Genomic DNA, 16,049 nt, shown 5'->3' with positions numbered 1-16,049 from the left:
CTAAGGTCGCGATGATCGTAGGGCGGGCGAGGGAAGCATCGCCAATATCGATTGGATCGGATTGATAGGCGTGGCGTATCGATCGTCATCGGCTATTCCGGCAGGACCTGGATGTCGTCCGGGTCGATGGAAAGCGCGACGACGTCGCCCATAACCGGAAGTGAGGCCGACAGCGATGAGCGTGTTAGCACCGTCAAGACGACATGCGGATCGATCTCGACCGCGAGCTCCAGCGACGGACCGAGGTTGATGACTCGGCGCACGGTTCCGGACAGACGATTGACGCTGCACCCGCCGGCGTCACCAGTGTTGTTCAGCACCGCGATGTCTTCGGGCCGGATGCAGCAGAAGCGGGCTTGCTGACGGTTCGGCGGGCGCTTTGCCCGCAAGCTGATCGCGCTCCCGGACAGGTGAAGGTCGAGGGTGGTTTCCTGCTCGCTCGTCCCTTCGATGGTGAGGATGTTCGATTTCCCGATGAAATCCGCCACGAATGAGCTCGCCGGATGACGGTAGATCGAAGCGGGCCCGCCCGTTTGGGCAATGACCCCCTGCCACATCACCACGATCCGGTCGGACATCGCCATCGCTTCTTCCTGGTCGTGCGTCACGTAGACGAACGTCATGCCGAGCTGCTGCTGGAGCTCCTTGAGTTCGAGCCGCATGGCCTCTCGAAGCTTCAGATCGAGATTCGAGAGCGGCTCGTCGAGGAGCAGGACGGATGGGCGTGGCGCGATGGCACGCGCCAGTGCCACGCGTTGCTGTTGTCCGCCCGACAATTCCCTCGGATAGCGCGCGCCGTAGTCGTCAAGATGAACACTTCGCAGTGCCGATGCCACGCTCGTCTCGATCTCCGATCTCGCCGTGCCTTTCATCTTGAGGCCGAAGCCGACGTTGTCGGCGACCGTCATGTGCGGAAAGAGCGCGTAGTTCTGAAACACCAAGCCGATATTTCGCCGTTCTGGTGGAATGCGGCCCTGGCTCCTCCCGCGGATCCTGATATCGCCGACCGACGGCTGGTTGAAGCCGGCGATCATGTTGAGCGTTGTCGTCTTCCCGCAGCCGGAAGGTCCGAGAATACTGACGAACTCACCCTGCGGGATCTGCAGGCTAATGTCCTTCACGACGGAGACCGCCCCGAAGGACTTGCTGACGGAGACGAGTTCAATATCGACGCTGCTCATTTGCTGCCACCATGGAGTTTGACGGAAAATCCGCCGATCTTTTCAAAAGGAAGATCACCGCGAGGATGAAAATCATCGACGCGACATTGACTGCCGCCATCACCGGATCGAGGCTGTATTCGAGGTAGTTGATGACGGTGATCGGCAGCGTCGTATCGCCTGGTCGAACCAGGAACACCGACAGCGGAATGTTATTGAAGGAGATGATGAAGGCGAAGGTCATGCCTGACAGCACACCAGGCCTGATCGCTGGCAAAAGAATGTACTGCACCCGCTGACGCTTGTTCGCCCCCAGGATCTGACCCGCCCGATCCAGATTGCGGTCGAAGTTCGCAATAGACGTCGCCACCATTCTCACGACGAAGGGTAGGGCGAGGACGATGTGGGCGGCGATGAGCGCAGGCGTGCCAAGGAAGGACTGCAGCCCGACAAGTGACAGGAATAGGACGATCGCGACGCCTTTGACGATCTGCGGCACCGACAGCGGCGAGAGAAGCGCCGACATCGCCGCCTCACTGCCACGTATCTTTTCATAGAAGACGGCATAGGCTGCCATGACGCCGATGATGCCGCTGACGATAGAGACGATCACCGCAATCTTGACGCTGAGCAGAAAGGGCAGAAGCCAGCGCTCCGAGACAAGGTCGCCGTACCACCGCGCCGTCCACTCCCACGGCCGGAACGTGACTGCGGAGGTCGGGCTGAATGAGGCCGCTATTACGACGGCAAGTGGCAGCGTGATGAAGGTGAGGACGCCGGCTAGCATGAGCCGGAAGAGGACCGAGAGTAGCCAGTTCATGACGTGGCCCCCCCGGCGCCGCTTCGTTTGGTACGGTGCCGCGCTTCAAACCGCACGCCAACGAACGAGATCACCAGCATCAGAAGGAGAAGCGCGTTGGCCATGACGGCGGCAAAGGGCCAGTCGACGTAGAAGAGGACCTGCTCGGAGATCATCGTCGCCAGGACTTTGAAACCGGCGCCGCCAAGGAGTGCGGGTGTCGCGTAGGCGCTCGCGGCCATGGTGAACGAAAGCAGCAGCGAGCTGACAAGTCCCGGAACGGAAAGCGGGACGATGACGTGGCGGACGACGGAGACGCGCGAGGCTCCGAGCATCTGAGCCGCGCGCTCCAGACTTTCGTCGATGCCCTGAATGCTCGTCATCAGCGAGAGAATGCCGAACGGCAACACGACGTGCGTCAGGCCGACCACGACCGCAAAGAGATTCTTCGAAAGCGGAAGCGGCGACGAAATGAGACCGAGGTCAAGGAGAACATCGTTGATGAAGCCGCGGTCTTCCAGAATGATCAGCCATCCGTAGGTCCGCAGCACCACGCCCGCAAGTTCCGGTGCAAGCGCAAGGGCAAAGACGAGAGCGCGCCACCGGCTTCTGGAACGAGCCAGAAAATAGGCGACCGGATACCCCAGCACGGTAACCGCGATCGCGACCAGTCCGGACATGACGGCCGTGCGACAGAATCCTGCAACCGAAAGCCCATCGGTGAAAAACCGTCGGTAGCTCTCGACGGAAAATCCACCGACCTCCTCTTGTGAAAAGCTGATGCCGATCATCATTCCCATCGGAAGCGCGAAGAAGACGCTCAGGAATAGGGCAGCTGGCGTCAAAGCCATAAAACTGTAGGATCTTCGGATTGGAGAAAGAGACGCCGCCGGAACCGCAACTGTGATGGTGTTCATCGCGATCTCTCAGTCTGCCTGGGGAACGACATCGCGGTCCCACTGCTCGGCCCAGCGCGGCAGGCGCTCGGCGACGAGCGACAGGTCCGGAAGGAGCAGGGTCTCAAGGTCAGCTTCCGAGGTGATCTGCCGCGCGCGAATCGCCTCCGGGACCTCTACGTCGGTTCGCGCGCTCCCGACCTTATAGCCGCCGATCCAGGCTTCCTGACTTGTCTTTTCCAAGAAGAAATCGATGAACTTCATGGCCGATTGCTTGTTTTGCGCACCCACGGGCACGTTGAGCGTGGCGATGAGGGGAATGGTGCCTTCCTTGGGACGGATGTAGTCAACCGGTAAGCCGGCATCGACGAGGAGTTGAGCGCGGCCGTTCCAGAAAGGCATGGCCCAGACCGTGCCGTCCTTGATGTAGCTTTCGAGAATGGCAGATGACTGTTCGAATCCGATGGATTGCCTGGCGACGGCTTCCATCGCCTTGAATCCCGGATCGAGATTGTCGACAAGGTCGCCACCATTGATCACGGACATCATCTCCACGAGGTAGATGGCCATGATGTTTTGAAACGTCGGCAGCACGATCCTCCCCTTCAGCTCGGGGCGAGGAGCGCCGACCAGGACGACGGCGTGGCAAGCTTGTCCTTCCGGTAGAGGAGCGACATGTACTGCACTTCGTGCACCGCACCGCAGGGACCGGCCGCGGCTGACAATCTCGGCATGAGTTTGGCAAGGTTCGGGATCGCAGCCGCGTCAAGTTTCTCCAGCACGCCGTCACGGCAGCCCTGCAGCGACTGCGAAGCGGTCATGACGACGACATCGAACTCCGGTCGGCCCCCGGTCGCCTTGATTTTCGCATAGTCCTGCGACGCCGAGCCGACTGGATCATAAATGACATCGATACCGAACTTGGCCTCGAACGGTTCGATAATCGCTTGTTCTATGATCTCCTCGTAGGGGCCGCCGTAGCTGTTGACCACGAGCGTTTCTGCTCGCAAAGGGGTGGACAGGATCGCTGTCATGATCGCCGAAAGGAGAATCCGGCTTTGCTTTGTTCCCATGGCTCGTCTCGCTTTTTTGTTGTTGCGGTGGGGATGGTGGACAGCCGGCGGCCGAGGGTCCAATAATGATCGTCGAAGATTATTGCTCCGCAGCTATCAATCGGGGCTATCGCGGTTTTCTCCCGACAGTGGCAGCGATGACGATTTCGCATTCACAGGGTAGTGTCTCGAAGCTTGGCGCCGCATCCTGTTCGGCGTTGTCTTCCCGCGGATCGCTTTCGGTCGAATGAACATGGTCGGCTGCCCGCCCCAGGGCCCGTGCTCTCGCCGCGCGCGGTGCTATGCCTGGCGTGGGCAAGACGAGGAAGGCCGGGCTTCGGAACGGCGATAGTCGCCGATACCAGAGGCGGAACCGTGCGGCACCATCTCGATGAAGCCCGCAAAACGCTCACGCGCGATGTCGATGCCGCAATTCGTGGCCAGCAACATCATCGCTTTACTGCGACCATCAGCTGCCTTATATATTCTTCTCAAGGAGAATGATTATGGTCACTGTCTCACACGCCTACACGCCTGCCGAGGCCGCCGCTGTCAGCGAGATTGCGATAAAGTCGGTGCACAACGCGATCGACAAGCGGATCGTCGCCAATCGTCCGTCCAGCACCGAGGGCCGAGCCCTCACCGAAGAGGATCTGCTTCGCTTGAAGCTCTGGTACGGCGTTGGATCGATCCTATCTGCCGAGCGCCGTAAACGACTGTTCGATACCATCGATGAGAACCCCGGAGCCGATACCGTAAGGGCCGACGATTACCTTATCATCGACGTCGCGCGGGCAAGAGAGCAATTGGCCGCGCGCGCCGAGGCGCTTCGAGAGGCTGAAAAATTGATCCAGAGCGTCAAAGGGGTTGTCGGCGGCGAACCGGTTTTTAAGGGAACCCGCGTTCCCGTGCGAACAATCGCCGCGATGAAGGCCCAAGGCGCGAGCACCGAGGAAATCGTCGAAGGCTATCCTTCGCTGACGGGCCGAATGGTGGAGCTTGCTGACATCTGGACAGCAGCACATCCCGTTCGGGGACGGCCACGCAAACTTTCGGAGCTGGGCTTGAAGGTGAAGTCGGAAAAGCGTCTTCGGCTCGGAAATGAGCGCCTTCCACAATCGTCGGATTAGTCCTCTTGAAATTTCTGATCGACGAATGCCTCCACACATCACTCGTGGCCGTGGCTCAAGACCACGGCCACGATTGTTTTCATGTCAACTGGTTGGGGTTAAGCGGCGAGACCGACTGGGACCTGATGCCTCGGATCGACGCGGAAGATTTCACCTTCGTGACGAACAACGCTCGCGACTTTCGCAAGCTCCACGCCAACGAACAGCTACACGCGGGTCTCGTGATTATCGTGCCGCAAGTCCTACCTGCGCTTCAACGGGAACTGTTTATTCTTATTCTGCGGGAACTGGCAGGGGTGCAATATCTCGTCAACGAGGTGCTGGAAGTGACCATCGAAGAGGATACCGCCGTTCTGACGCGCTATCTGCTGCCGGAAACCTAGACGCTTTCCAAAGCTTATTTAGCGCCAATCCGGGACAGATCGATCCGCATTTCCGCTGCTCCGACACCACCGCTATTCTCGCTCTCCTTGAGCTTCGAAAAGGGTGGCGCGCTATCGGTGTGGGGGTCTTGTTCGGCCACGGGTGGGACGGTCAATTTCACAGATAAGCCGGGATCATCGGCCCGAAACACGCTCACGCCCTCGAACTCGCCGGTCTTCCAGGCATAGACGGCATCCTCGAATATTTGCGGAAAGACTTGCCTGTCGGTGGGATTGCCGTACCACTTGGCGACGATCCTCACCACTTTGGCGAACATCCCCGTTCCGAGGCGCAGATTTTCACAAGCCTGTAGAAGATCAGACTTGAGCTCAGAGACATCCTTGACGCCGATGCCAGCCGGGACCTGGGTGATCCCGACGCGGACCACGGCCTGGCCGACATATCTACGGATAAGCTCCATCGCCTCGTCCGGCGTTTTCACCTTCGGGACGAGGATCAGCCGCTCACCGGCTTTGACGGTAACCGCCAACGGGTCCGAGGAGCCAGCCCTCTGGACGAACTGCTCGACAATGGCAGGCGTCAGTGAGGGATCGGCGCATTTTTGTATCATCGCGGTATCGAGCATGACTGCCTCCCGAGTTCAGGTGTTGAATGAAATGACGAGCGGTTTGTCGAAGAGGCGCGCGAAGGCCCCGGCACTGGCCCGCTGGATCGCGACGATCGAGGTATTCGCGGTCCACCAACCATTACCGACGGCGACGATGACATCGGGATCGTGCAACATGGATTGCAGGGCGGGCCAGGCAACGAGCTGTTCGTAGCAGATCAGCGGCGCGACCTTGTAGCCGTTAAGGACGACCACCGGGTTTGCAAAAAAGTCTGCCGGCGCGCCTTTGCTATCGCCCCACCACGGCTGCCACATCGAGCCGGGGACAGGCATGCGCTGACGATAAAGGACGCGGCCGCCTCCGGCCGACACTGCCACCAAAACATTGTCATAGCCATCCGCGCCAATAACGGACGCGCCGGCGATCACCGTCACGGGACTGCCGGCCAGGGCCCTGGTCCATAACCGTTCGACGGTGGGCGTCCAGAAGCCGAGCGCACTTTCCGGCAGGACGATATAGCCAACACCATCGCTCGCCTCCTTTTGCACCGTTGCGATCAGGTCACGCTGTCGCTGAAGTCCGGCCTCGCGTCCGAGCGAAGCGCCCATTTGCCAATCGACGCCGCGCCATGAGTGAGGCACTTCTGGATCGGTCCAGGTTGCGGCGGACCAAGCCCACGCGCCTGCCAAGGCGATCGCGACAGCCGGCCAGATCCGGGTTACGAGGCCGATCAGGCCGGCTGTCGTGGCTGCCAGTCCCCACCACCCCCATCCCGGAAAAGAACGCCCGCCGCCATGATCGGATGCGCCCACCCGGTTATGCCGAAAGGGGGTAGCCCCATCATGATGCCAGCGGCCACGTACCGATGGGGTCTCTTGGTGCGAACCGATGTCCAAAGCACCGTGTGGACCCCGAAAAAACTGACCGATGCCGCGAGCCAGAGCAGCAGTCCTGGCCAAAGGTCGGACGAATAGAAGGTGGCTACCCCTTGCGGCAGCCCATGTGAGGCCGCGAGGAAATATGCCGCAGAGACCAGCCCCGCCGCCATCCGATTGGGTGCATGTGTCCATAATACAGGAAAGGCGAGGGCGGTTGGCAGGAGAAGCACCTGGCCGCTCCATCCGATCGAGGCGGCCGCGATGGCAAGGCCGATCAGCGCCGCGGTACCCACGTGGTCACGGCGCATAGGTGAGCACCTTTTGCGCCAGGCCGAGGATGCCGGACACGGGCAGTGGACCGAAATAGCGGGAATCGTAGGAGCCCGCGAAACCGGAATGCAGAAAGACGTGTCCCGCTGGCACGGCGCCACTCGCAAAAGCCGAAAGCGGTCGACCTTTTCCATCTGCTTTGGCAACTGCCGAATTTGTCACGGTGATGCCATCGACGAACATGGCTGACCTGATGTCCACCCTTTGACCCTCGGTGGCGATCACCGTTTTGATCAGTGGGGCAAAATCGCCCGGGCACGAACCGGAGCGCAGATAGCCGCGCTGTCGGGCCTCGCGCATCCTGTCGTTTTCCGGCGGGCAGATGAAGACGACATCGCCGACGGCGGGGGGCCGATCGAGTCCCGCGACGCGCCAGAGGCCGAGCGGTTCGCTCGGCGTCAAATTGATGCGGAACCCGCCGACCGTGGCGGCGACGAACAAGCCAAGGGCGAGCAAGGCCGTGGCCAATAATAGCGCCGCGGCGGGGCGTATTTTCTCGTATGTCGGGCGCTGGCGCGTGATTGTCGGAATCATTTCAGCGAAAGTCCCTGGCTCCTGGTCTGCCGCAAGGTCTCGGCCTGCTTCAGCGCTTCGGTCGTTTTCTCATGAGCGGAGAGACTGCTGGATGGTACGCATCGAATTCCAGGCGGTTTGTACCTCCGCCTTTTGCGCGGGGTTCATCCCTGCCGTGACGGACTTGAAAGTTTCTCCGCTCGGATCCTTCGACGCGATGCCGAGGAAGGTGCGTTCGCCGAACCGTTCCGAGACGGCCTTGGCGAACCGATCGAGTTCGGCCTTCACCATTGTGTCGGCAAGTGCATATTCGAGACCGGCGGGAAGATCATTGCGGTCGATCGCATCACGCACGCGCTCGAGCGTTTGCTTTGCGGGCGCAGAGAGCGCGGGGATGTCGACCGAGACTTGCCGGCGAACCGCGCGTTCCTCCGTCTCATGCTTGCGTTCGATCTCGGCACGCTGGCGAAGATAGCGTTCGAGATTACGGGCCAGGGCCGGCACGTTGGCGATCGCCCGTTCGCGGTCCTTCTTGTCGCCCCGGTTGGCAAACACGCCCGTCTTACCCCTCAATGCACCGAAGCGCTCGGGTTCGCCGGCGATCTTCGCCAGCGTGGTTTTGGCGATCGTCGGATCCTTGAGCATCGCGTTGACATTGACCGCCTTGAAGGCGCTTTCCGGCTGGGCGTAGACGAGATGGAACCTGGTGGAGACATCCTCCCATTGTTTTTTGAGACCTGGATCCGCTGCGAGCTTGTCCTCGACGGACTGATCGATGGATTTCGGGAAAGTAGAAATGCCAGATACCATGGGCTTCGACTCCTTGGCGGTCGGTTTGGGTGATGTCTTGGCGCTGGCGGCGCGTCCGAGTTTCACGCCAATCGCCGCCAGGCGGGCGCCGAGATCGGCGAGTTTCTGCTTCTGCCGGACGACCCAGTGGAGGCGATCATGGGCGATCGTGCGGGCGACGTTCATGAGGTGCAGGCCTCGCGCCTCGGCAAAGCGCAAGGCTTGGCCGTACAAAGAGCTCTTCTGGTAGTCGAGCGCCGTCTCCTTGGCGTTGCGGCGCGACAGGATCGGGATAAGGCCACCGGACTTGCCGAAAGAGCGTCGGCCGTAATAGACGGCGAGATCCTCGCGATGGCGCGTCATGGCCACATAGGTGAGGTGACGGTCCAACGAGAGGGATGCAAGCACCTTGACGCAGTCGACGGTCGCGCCTTGGCTCTTGTGGATCGTCGTCGCATAGCCGTGATCGAGCTTGTTGTAGAAGCGCTGCTCGATCGTGACCAGACGGCGATGGTCCCCTTCGCCAAGCGCCACCACGAGCCGTCCAGGTGCAGCCTCGATGACCTTGGCCAACATGCCGTTCTTGACGCCAAGGCTACCCTCGTTCTTCAGGAACACCATCTGGTCGCCGGCCGCGAACATGCGGGTTCCGTCATCGGTCTTGAAGGCAAAGCCGACTGCGACGATGCCGCGCTCGACCAGCTTGGCGCGAGCCATATCGTTCAACATCCGAACATCGCGCCGAAGGTGTGCGAGGATCAGGCTGCTCTTCGAAGGATCGTAGTCGCGATCCCAATCGGCGATCAGGCTTTCGATTGCCTGCGCCTTGAGGTCCAATCCCCTGACATGCCCATGGTCACGATAGGCATCGACCGCTTGGCTGACATTGCCGCGCGCCAGATCGCGCGATGCGTCGCGCATCCATTGCTGGCGCTGACGATAGATCGTCTCGAGTTCGGCATAGCCGATCCGGTCGGCGATCGCCCGGAAGGCAGCTCCCGCCTCGATCGGCTGCAGCTGTTCGGGGTCGCCGACCAGAACCAGTTTCGCACCGGCCTCGACGACGGCCTCGACGAAGAGCGCCATCTGTCGGGACGACACCATGCCGGCCTCGTCCAGCACGAAAACGGTTCTCGCGTCGATCCGGTCGCGGCCCCGGTTCCAGCGCAGCTCCCACGACGACAGTGTGCGGGACTGAATGCCGGCTTCCTTCTCCAGGCCCTCGGCTGCTTTGCCGGCAAGCGCACCGCCGACGACACGATAGCCAGCCGCTTCCCAGGCTTCGCGGGCCGCCTTCATCATCGTCGTCTTACCGGCGCCGGCGCGGCCGATGACGGCGGCGATCCGTTCGCGGCCAACCACACGTTCGATCGCCGTCCGCTGTTCATCCGACAGACGGGCATGGCGCGCAAACGTCACCTCCAGCAGCGCCTCGCCTACGCCATGAGAGGCGCGCTCGGACAGCAAGATCGCCCGGTTGACCATCTCGGCTTCAAGCCGGATCATCTCCCGCATCGTGTACTTGGCTGTTGTCCGGATACCCGTCGCAAAGTCGATCCGGTCACGTTCGAGACGCAGCGCCTCCGGGCTCTGCAGAACCCTCATCATCAGGTGCTGAAACAAAGCGGCATCGTCGATATAGCGGTGCAGGATCTTCGCCACGTCGCGTTCGTCGAAGACGCTCTTCTCCCGCGTGATGAGGTCGAGAACGATTTCCGGACGGCGCTGTATGCGTCGGGCATTTTCCGCGCGGCGGTCTTCCTGCAGTTCAACGCGTTCGAGCTTTGGCGACCATGCCGACGACCTTGCGTCGGCTTGGTCCGCCTTGCGGTCGATCGCCTTGGTGGCGACACCAAGATGGATGGTCGGGGTCAGTTCGATGCACTGCTTCTCGAAGGACCGCCCGTCGACGCGGATGTCGAGACCCGCAAGGGCAAGATGCCTATTCTGACAGGCGAACCAACCATCGCGAACCGCATTAAAATCGTCCGCGCTTCCGGCCCAGAGTTCATAGACGATCTTGCCGGCATCGTTGCGCATCGGGTTACCGTCCGGACTGGTCACCGCGACCTTCTTTGCGCCGAACCCATACTCTGTCAGCGGCCTGAGCGTCGTCATCAGATGGACATGCGGATTGCCCGGTGCGTCATGATAGACCCAGTCGGCGACCATGCCCTTCGACGTGATGTGCCGCTCCACAAAATCCCGGACGAGAGCAACGTTCTGCTCGGCAGAGAGCTCGATCGGAAGGGCAATGGTGACGTCTTTGGCAAGCTGCGCGTCCGATCGCTTTTCGAACGCCTCGACCTTGTTCCAGAAGGCTTCGGACGCTCCTGACACCGACCTGTCGGCGATCATGGCATGCAGCCATGTGGGAGCCCCCGCCGGAATGACGAACTCCTCATGCAGGAGACCACGCTTGCGCGTGTAGTCGATCGTCCGGGCTTCCCGCTCGAAGTCCATCTTCGCGCAGTGACGGTAGGCCGCCGACAGCACGGCGCTGCGGCCGGAGCCACGGGCGACGATGCTGACGGAGAAATGCGGGACGGCCACGGCGCGATACTTTCCCGGTTGCGAACGAGTTCATCGAAGTTCGTCGAAAGCGGCGGGCCAGATCGGCCTCGAGCAAGGGCGTCGCGTCAGCGACGTATAATTGCGCCCTTGGAAGCCGCTCCTCCGGAACGGCCGGGATCATGACCGGAAGCGCAGGTTGCGCCTACTCGCATTAGTGTCGGTAGATCGGCAAGCCGGTCTGGAGGAACCTCACAAAGGTTCGAAGACGAAACGACAGACACGGGACCATCCGGAATGAAGAAACACTCCTCGAAAATCCGCGACGAAATCGCCAAACTGCAAGAGCAACTTAAAACCGCCGAGACTCTCGAAGCGAAGCGAATCGGGCGGATCGCGCTCAAGGCTGGCCTTGGCGAGATCGAGGTTGACGAAAACGAGCTGCAGGCAGCGTTTGAGCACCTGGCCGAACGGTTTCGCAGGGGCGAAGTCCTTCCGACCGAAGAAAAGGGGGCAAACGAGCATAGTCGCAAAGGGGCACATGCCATACCGGTCGCGTCTGGCACGGCTGCGGGCGGCGATAGCGAGGCTTGAACGGATGGCGAGGACGAGGACATTCGAGGCCCGCAAGAAGGATACACGCGAAAAGATCGAACTTGGCGGGCTGATCGTCAAGGCGGGCCTACGATACGAAAAGCGCGCGCTGCTGCTCGGGGCACTGGTCGAAACAGCACGACGCATCAGGAGCGATGAGGGCGAGCGATCCCGGCTCACGGCGATCGGAGCGGAGGCCTTCGGCAATGACGACGAATAAGATCGCGCTGGTCAGCGTACCCATAGCACTGATGATGCTGGTCACCATCGGCATGACGGGTTTCGAACAATGGCTTTCCGAATTCGGGAAAACCGAGACAGCTCGACTGATCCTCGGTCGGACTGGAATCGCCTTGCCCTATATCGCGTCAGGCGCCGCCGGCATCATCTTTCTGTTCGCGAGCACCGGCTCAACGAACATCAAGCTTGCCGGATGGGGCGTTGTCGGCGGCAGCAGTGCGACGATCGTGATCGCTGCGCTGCGCGAGACCGTGCGACTTTCCGCAATTTTCGACCACTTTCCGGCAGTTCGATCGGCGCTCTCCTATGCAGACCCGGCAACGATGATCGGGGCTGGGGCGGCGCTGACGTCTGCCGGCTTTGCACTTCGCGTAGCACTTGTCGGCAATGCGGCGTTCGCGCGCTCTGAGCCACGCCGCATTCGAGGAAGGCGCGCACTGCATGGCGAAGCCGAGTGGATGAAATCGGCGGAGGCCGAAAAGCTTTTTCCAGATACCGGCGGCATCGTCATCGGCGAGCGCTACCGCGTCGACAAGGACATTACGGCGAAGCAGTCGTTCCGGGCGGACAGCGTGGAGACGTGGGGTGCTGGCGGCAAGTCGCCGCTTCTCTGCTTCGACGGCTCGTTCGGGTCCTCGCACGGTATCGTCTTTGCCGGTTCAGGCGGTTTCAAGACGACGTCGGTGACGATCCCGACCGCCCTTAAATGGGGCGGTACATTGGTCTTGCTGGATCCGTCAAACGAAGTCGCGCCCATGGTGATCGAGCATCGGACAAATGCAGGACGCGACGTCCGTATCCTCGATCCAAAAACGCCCGACACAGGCTTCAATGCGCTGGACTGGATCGGGCTTCATGGCCGCACGAAGGAAGAGGATATTGCCGCCGTTGCCTCATGGATCATGAGCGACAGCGGCGGCGCTCGCGGCGTGCGCGACGATTTCTTTCGCGCATCGGCGCTGCAGCTGTTGACCGCATTGATCGCCGACGTCTGTCTATCCGGCCGCACCGAAGAGGACGACCAGACACTCCGTCAGGTCCGCAAAAATCTGTCCGAGCCCGAACCCAAGCTGCGCGCGCGATTGCAGTCGATCTACGACAATTCGATATCCGACTTCGTAAAGGAGAACGTCGCCGCCTTCGTCAATATGACCCCAGAAACGTTTAGCGGGGTTTACGCGAATGCGGTGAAGGAGACGCACTGGCTATCCTATCCGAATTATGCGGCGCTTGTCTCGGAGTTGACTTTTTCGACCAAGGACATTTCCGCGGGAAACACGGATGTCTTCATCAACATCGACCTGAAGACGCTGGAGACGCATTCGGGTCTTGCTCGCGTCATCATCGGGTCCTTCCTGAACGCGATCTACAATCGTGATGGAGCGTTGAACGGGAGGGCGCTGTTCCTTTTGGACGAGGTGGCACGCCTGGGCTACATGCGGATTCTGGAGACGGCTCGTGACGCCGGCCGAAAATACGGCATCACGCTGACAATGATCTACCAGTCGATCGGCCAGATGCGAGAAACCTATGGCGGCCGCGACGCGGCGAGCAAATGGTTTGAGAGTGCGAGCTGGATCTCGTTTGCTGCCATCAACGATCCTGAAACGGCCGACTACATCTCGCGGCGTTGCGGCATGACGACGGTCGAGATCGATCAGGTCAGTCGCAGTGTCCAGTCGAAGGGTTCATCGCACACGCGTTCGAAACAACTTGCCGCCAGACCGCTCATCCAGCCGCACGAAGTTCTGCGCATGCGGGCCGACGAGCAGATCGTGTTCACGGCAGGTAATGCGCCGCTTCGATGCGGTCGTGCGATCTGGTTCCGTCGTGACGATATGAGGGCTTGCGTCGGCGAGAACCGGTTTCATTCACCGGTCAGCGGCGACAAGAATGCGATAGATCCTAAAACTCCGATGAAACTACGCCGGTAGCGTCTGCCAGGATTTAGGGGAGTTGTTTGGCGACGAATCGTAACGCCGTTCGGAAAACGGTGGGGTCGTCGTCGGGCCGCTTGCGGCGCAGCATTCCAACACTCGTCGTCTGGGCGGCGGTGATCGGCGTCGCCAATTTGCTGTGCCTCCATCCGACGGGAGAGGAATAGGGGTTTGGGGAAAGGGAGGAGTGAACCGTCCTCTATCCCCATGGGAGAAAGTTTGAAGGAGGGGCTTGCCCTTCCGTCATGGGGTGAGCTTGAGAGGGGCGGCGCAGCCCCCCTTTCGCAGCCGAGCCGGTCGGTCGATCCGGCCGAACCGGGTCATAAGGCAAGGCAAAGACCAGAGGCGGCGGCCGCCTCTGGTCTGGGTCTCAACCCGCGGGATCGAAGAACGGCTCTCTATCCTCGACACCGATATGCCAGCGCTTATCGGACCACCGGGACGGAAGGTAAATTTCGTCGCCGCCGAAATATGCGATGATGATCCGGTCGGCCTGATGGAACAAGCCGAAATCCACCTTTTTGTCGATCGCAAAGAGTAACGCTGCCGACAGAAATTCGCGTGGGATATCGGCTGGAAGATGGACTTCCGCATCGAAATTATGACGCAAATTTTCAAGCAAGTCCGACTGTTGAGGCCGCAGCTTGGGGACTTCTCCATCCATTTGATTGATTTCATGCCTTGTCATCAGAGTCTCCTTTTCGTTTTCTGACGAAAGGGGGCCGCATCGTAGCTCGCGAGGGGTCAGGGACTGCGGAACGCGGCCGCCACGCGGCGAGCGGAGGAACCGATTTTCTGTGCCGCCTGCGGTGCGGAAAATTGGAGGGGCCGCGATGTCCTTGACGCCGGAGCGGCGGGTGCACAATGGGCAGTCAGAGAGATAAAACCGCGTCCTGAAAGGACGCGACCGCCTGCCAGCATTGCTGGCCACAATAGACGGTTCGGCAAGCTCGACACGACGATTTCGTGCACAGTCTGCTTTGCGTTGCAAGAGGATCTTGACCGGATCCGGCGAAGACCGCCAGCTGGCCTCGGTCGCGATGCGATGAGAGCCGTGCGCCAATGGCGCCTCGCCCCGGTGCCATCCATCACAAACTTGAATCGGTCGCATGTGATTGATTCAAATGTGTCGTTGGACGTCGCAATACTGTTTGGCGATCATGGCAGCATGCTTGCACAGCCCTACCACCTCTATATCGAACGCGCTGATCCGGCAAAGAACATGGCGCGCTACTACGCCATGGAAATCGGGCAGACAATGTTTGGAGAAGCCTGCCTGATCCGGCGATGGGGACGCATCGGCCAGCATGGCCAGGAGAAACAGCACGTCTTCGAACGGGAGGAGGAAGCGGTTCGCCTGTTCCTCGCCCTGGTGAAGCAAAAACGTGCCCGCGGCTATCAGCCAAGATCAACTCTCCGATATTTGCAGGGATGATCCGATCGCCTCGGTCTTGAAGCATTACCACGACCGCCGAAACGGCCCCTGCTGGCACATCACTGCCGCCGGTTCCAGTAGGTCTCAAGAGTGCCGCGCCGACCTCGCTGAGGAACGATATCGGCCAGTCGCGGTATGGAGTTGGCGAATTGTTGCGTGATGTCTTCCATTTAAGTGCGCTCATCACTGGTATCCGCTCTAAAGGGTCGTGGGCGGCCTCGAGGCCGATTGTCGGCTTTCTCTAAGCGGGCCGCTGGCCCCGCCTCAAGCGGCGGGGCCAGCGGGATCTCAGTCTCGGTTTTGGCGGGACCAGATCAACTGGTAGTCGTCCTCGCCTTCGACCACCGAAAGCGTCGCGTAGATCGGGGCCGGGAAGCTCGGGTCGTCCAGCTTGACCGAGAGGTAGTCGCGGTCGCTCTCGTTGGAACGCTTCTGCCAGGCCGCACCGAGCTCGACGTTGCCAGCGTAGATACGGAAGTGCGGACCCTTGTCGGATGGATTTTCGACGCGGGCGATGCGGGCCTTGACGTTGAGCGCGAGAGTGCGGATCGAGCCGGTGAAGCCGTTTTCGTTTGCGGTGAAGATGCCGATGGTAGCCATGTTCAAGTTCCTTTCGTGTGTATCGGGCCGCGCCCATCGCGGCCTCGATGGCTGTCGCAAAGACCGGTGACGATCGGACCGCACCTGATAAGGCCAAAATGAAATGGAGGGCGGCAAGACGCAGATTTGTTAGCGGGAGAGGAGGACGTGACGTCCGGGGTAAGAAATCTGCGAATGGCCGTTGCGGTAAGAC

General features: G+C 60.7%; 12 protein-coding genes and 4 pseudogenes. 6 read left to right on the top strand and 10 right to left on the bottom strand.

Annotation, left to right across the window (positions count from 1 at the left end):
* Positions 1–92: 92 nt before the first annotated feature.
* From MF410_RS27600 to MF410_RS27585, 4 genes and pseudogenes are all read right to left on the bottom strand, one after another.
* Positions 93–1,181, bottom strand: coding sequence for an ABC transporter ATP-binding protein (locus MF410_RS27600; protein ID WP_097629527.1), 1,089 nt, complete (start codon positions 1,179–1,181; stop codon positions 93–95).
* Positions 1,178–1,980, bottom strand: a pseudogene (locus MF410_RS27595) (ABC transporter permease). Before MF410_RS27595 ends, MF410_RS27600 begins: the two are co-directional and overlap by 4 nt.
* A complete protein-coding gene (locus MF410_RS27590) occupies positions 1,977–2,876 on the bottom strand; it encodes an ABC transporter permease (protein WP_222135033.1) in 900 nt (299 codons plus the stop codon). The pseudogene MF410_RS27595 and the gene MF410_RS27590 overlap by 4 nt, the downstream one beginning before the upstream one ends.
* Positions 2,877–2,885: 9 nt before the next feature.
* A pseudogene (locus MF410_RS27585) lies at positions 2,886–3,928 on the bottom strand (ABC transporter substrate-binding protein).
* A gap of 485 nt (positions 3,929–4,413) precedes the next feature.
* Between MF410_RS27585 and MF410_RS27580 the strand changes: the two are divergent.
* Positions 4,414–5,037: a DUF433 domain-containing protein gene (locus MF410_RS27580; RefSeq protein WP_003554546.1), complete on the top strand. Its 624-nt coding sequence runs from the start codon at positions 4,414–4,416 to the stop codon at positions 5,035–5,037.
* Positions 5,038–5,042: 5 nt separating this feature from the next.
* Positions 5,043–5,420 (top strand): DUF5615 family PIN-like protein, encoded by a 378-nt coding sequence (locus MF410_RS27575; RefSeq protein ID WP_222135032.1) that lies wholly within the window; start codon positions 5,043–5,045, stop codon positions 5,418–5,420.
* A 14-nt stretch (positions 5,421–5,434) separates the two neighbouring features.
* On the opposite strand, the gene MF410_RS27570 is transcribed toward MF410_RS27575, so the two are convergent.
* The 4 genes and pseudogenes from MF410_RS27570 to traA all read right to left on the bottom strand — a co-directional run bounded on the left by MF410_RS27570 (position 5,435) and on the right by traA (position 11,092).
* The gene (locus MF410_RS27570; RefSeq protein WP_003554549.1) at positions 5,435–6,046 is read right to left on the bottom strand and encodes a TraH family protein; all 612 of its coding nucleotides are present in this window, start codon (positions 6,044–6,046) and stop codon (positions 5,435–5,437) included.
* A 15-nt stretch (positions 6,047–6,061) separates the two neighbouring features.
* A pseudogene (locus tag MF410_RS27565) lies at positions 6,062–7,215 on the bottom strand (conjugal transfer protein TraB).
* Positions 7,205–7,771 (bottom strand): conjugative transfer signal peptidase TraF, encoded by a 567-nt coding sequence (gene traF, locus MF410_RS27560; protein WP_003554553.1) that lies wholly within the window; start codon positions 7,769–7,771, stop codon positions 7,205–7,207. The pseudogene MF410_RS27565 and the gene traF overlap by 11 nt, the downstream one beginning before the upstream one ends.
* A pseudogene (gene traA / locus MF410_RS27555) lies at positions 7,768–11,092 on the bottom strand (Ti-type conjugative transfer relaxase TraA). The gene traF and the pseudogene traA overlap by 4 nt, the downstream one beginning before the upstream one ends.
* A gap of 255 nt (positions 11,093–11,347) precedes the next feature.
* On the opposite strand from traA, the gene traC reads away from it, so the two are divergent.
* Genes traC through traG form a run of 3 tightly spaced genes read left to right on the top strand, consistent with a single transcriptional unit; the run spans position 11,348 to position 13,818 of the window.
* Entirely contained in the window at positions 11,348–11,644 is a 297-nt protein-coding gene (traC, locus tag MF410_RS27550; protein WP_097629523.1) for a conjugal transfer protein TraC, read from the top strand.
* Between the two features lie 4 nt (positions 11,645–11,648).
* Positions 11,649–11,864 (top strand): type IV conjugative transfer system coupling protein TraD, encoded by a 216-nt coding sequence (locus MF410_RS27545; RefSeq protein WP_097629522.1) that lies wholly within the window; start codon positions 11,649–11,651, stop codon positions 11,862–11,864.
* Positions 11,851–13,818, top strand: a complete 1,968-nt coding sequence (traG, locus tag MF410_RS27540) for a Ti-type conjugative transfer system protein TraG (RefSeq protein WP_239620644.1) — start codon at positions 11,851–11,853, stop codon at positions 13,816–13,818. Before MF410_RS27545 ends, traG begins: the two co-directional genes overlap by 14 nt.
* Positions 13,819–14,191: 373 nt before the next feature.
* Here traG and MF410_RS27535 read toward each other — a convergent pair whose 3' ends face one another.
* On the bottom strand, positions 14,192–14,509 hold the full coding sequence (locus MF410_RS27535; protein WP_064649809.1) for a hypothetical protein: 318 nt from the start codon (positions 14,507–14,509) through the stop codon (positions 14,192–14,194).
* Between the two features lie 480 nt (positions 14,510–14,989).
* Between MF410_RS27535 and MF410_RS27530 the strand changes: the two genes are divergently transcribed.
* Positions 14,990–15,256 (top strand): WGR domain-containing protein, encoded by a 267-nt coding sequence (locus MF410_RS27530; protein ID WP_179867192.1) that lies wholly within the window; start codon positions 14,990–14,992, stop codon positions 15,254–15,256.
* Between the two features lie 288 nt (positions 15,257–15,544).
* On the opposite strand, the gene MF410_RS27525 is transcribed toward MF410_RS27530, so the two are convergent.
* The gene (locus MF410_RS27525; RefSeq protein WP_003554568.1) at positions 15,545–15,856 is read right to left on the bottom strand and encodes a DUF736 domain-containing protein; all 312 of its coding nucleotides are present in this window, start codon (positions 15,854–15,856) and stop codon (positions 15,545–15,547) included.
* Between the last annotated feature and the right edge of the window lie 193 nt (positions 15,857–16,049).

Source organism: Rhizobium sp. C104, from assembly GCF_022354505.1.
Classification (GTDB): Bacteria; Pseudomonadota; Alphaproteobacteria; order Rhizobiales; family Rhizobiaceae; genus Rhizobium; species Rhizobium redzepovicii.
The sequence above is the reverse complement of the archived record's forward strand: the minus strand, read 5'-3'. Positions and strand labels throughout refer to the sequence as shown.

Bases quoted from the DNA above. Each gene is read 5' to 3' on its own strand.
- traC (WP_097629523.1), top strand. From the start codon at position 11,348: ATGAAGAAACACTCCTCGAAAATCCGCGACGAAATCGCCAAACTGCAA.
- MF410_RS27570 (WP_003554549.1), bottom strand. From the start codon at position 6,046: ATGCTCGATACCGCGATGATACAAAAATGCGCCGATCCCTCACTGACG.
- MF410_RS27580 (WP_003554546.1), top strand. From the start codon at position 4,414: ATGGTCACTGTCTCACACGCCTACACGCCTGCCGAGGCCGCCGCTGTC.
- MF410_RS27600 (WP_097629527.1), bottom strand. From the start codon at position 1,181: ATGAGCAGCGTCGATATTGAACTCGTCTCCGTCAGCAAGTCCTTCGGG.
- MF410_RS27530 (WP_179867192.1), top strand. From the start codon at position 14,990: ATGCTTGCACAGCCCTACCACCTCTATATCGAACGCGCTGATCCGGCA.
- MF410_RS27590 (WP_222135033.1), bottom strand. From the start codon at position 2,876: ATGAACACCATCACAGTTGCGGTTCCGGCGGCGTCTCTTTCTCCAATC.
- MF410_RS27535 (WP_064649809.1), bottom strand. From the start codon at position 14,509: ATGACAAGGCATGAAATCAATCAAATGGATGGAGAAGTCCCCAAGCTG.
- MF410_RS27545 (WP_097629522.1), top strand. From the start codon at position 11,649: ATGGCGAGGACGAGGACATTCGAGGCCCGCAAGAAGGATACACGCGAA.
- MF410_RS27525 (WP_003554568.1), bottom strand. From the start codon at position 15,856: ATGGCTACCATCGGCATCTTCACCGCAAACGAAAACGGCTTCACCGGC.
- traF (WP_003554553.1), bottom strand. From the start codon at position 7,771: ATGATTCCGACAATCACGCGCCAGCGCCCGACATACGAGAAAATACGC.
- traG (WP_239620644.1), top strand. From the start codon at position 11,851: ATGACGACGAATAAGATCGCGCTGGTCAGCGTACCCATAGCACTGATG.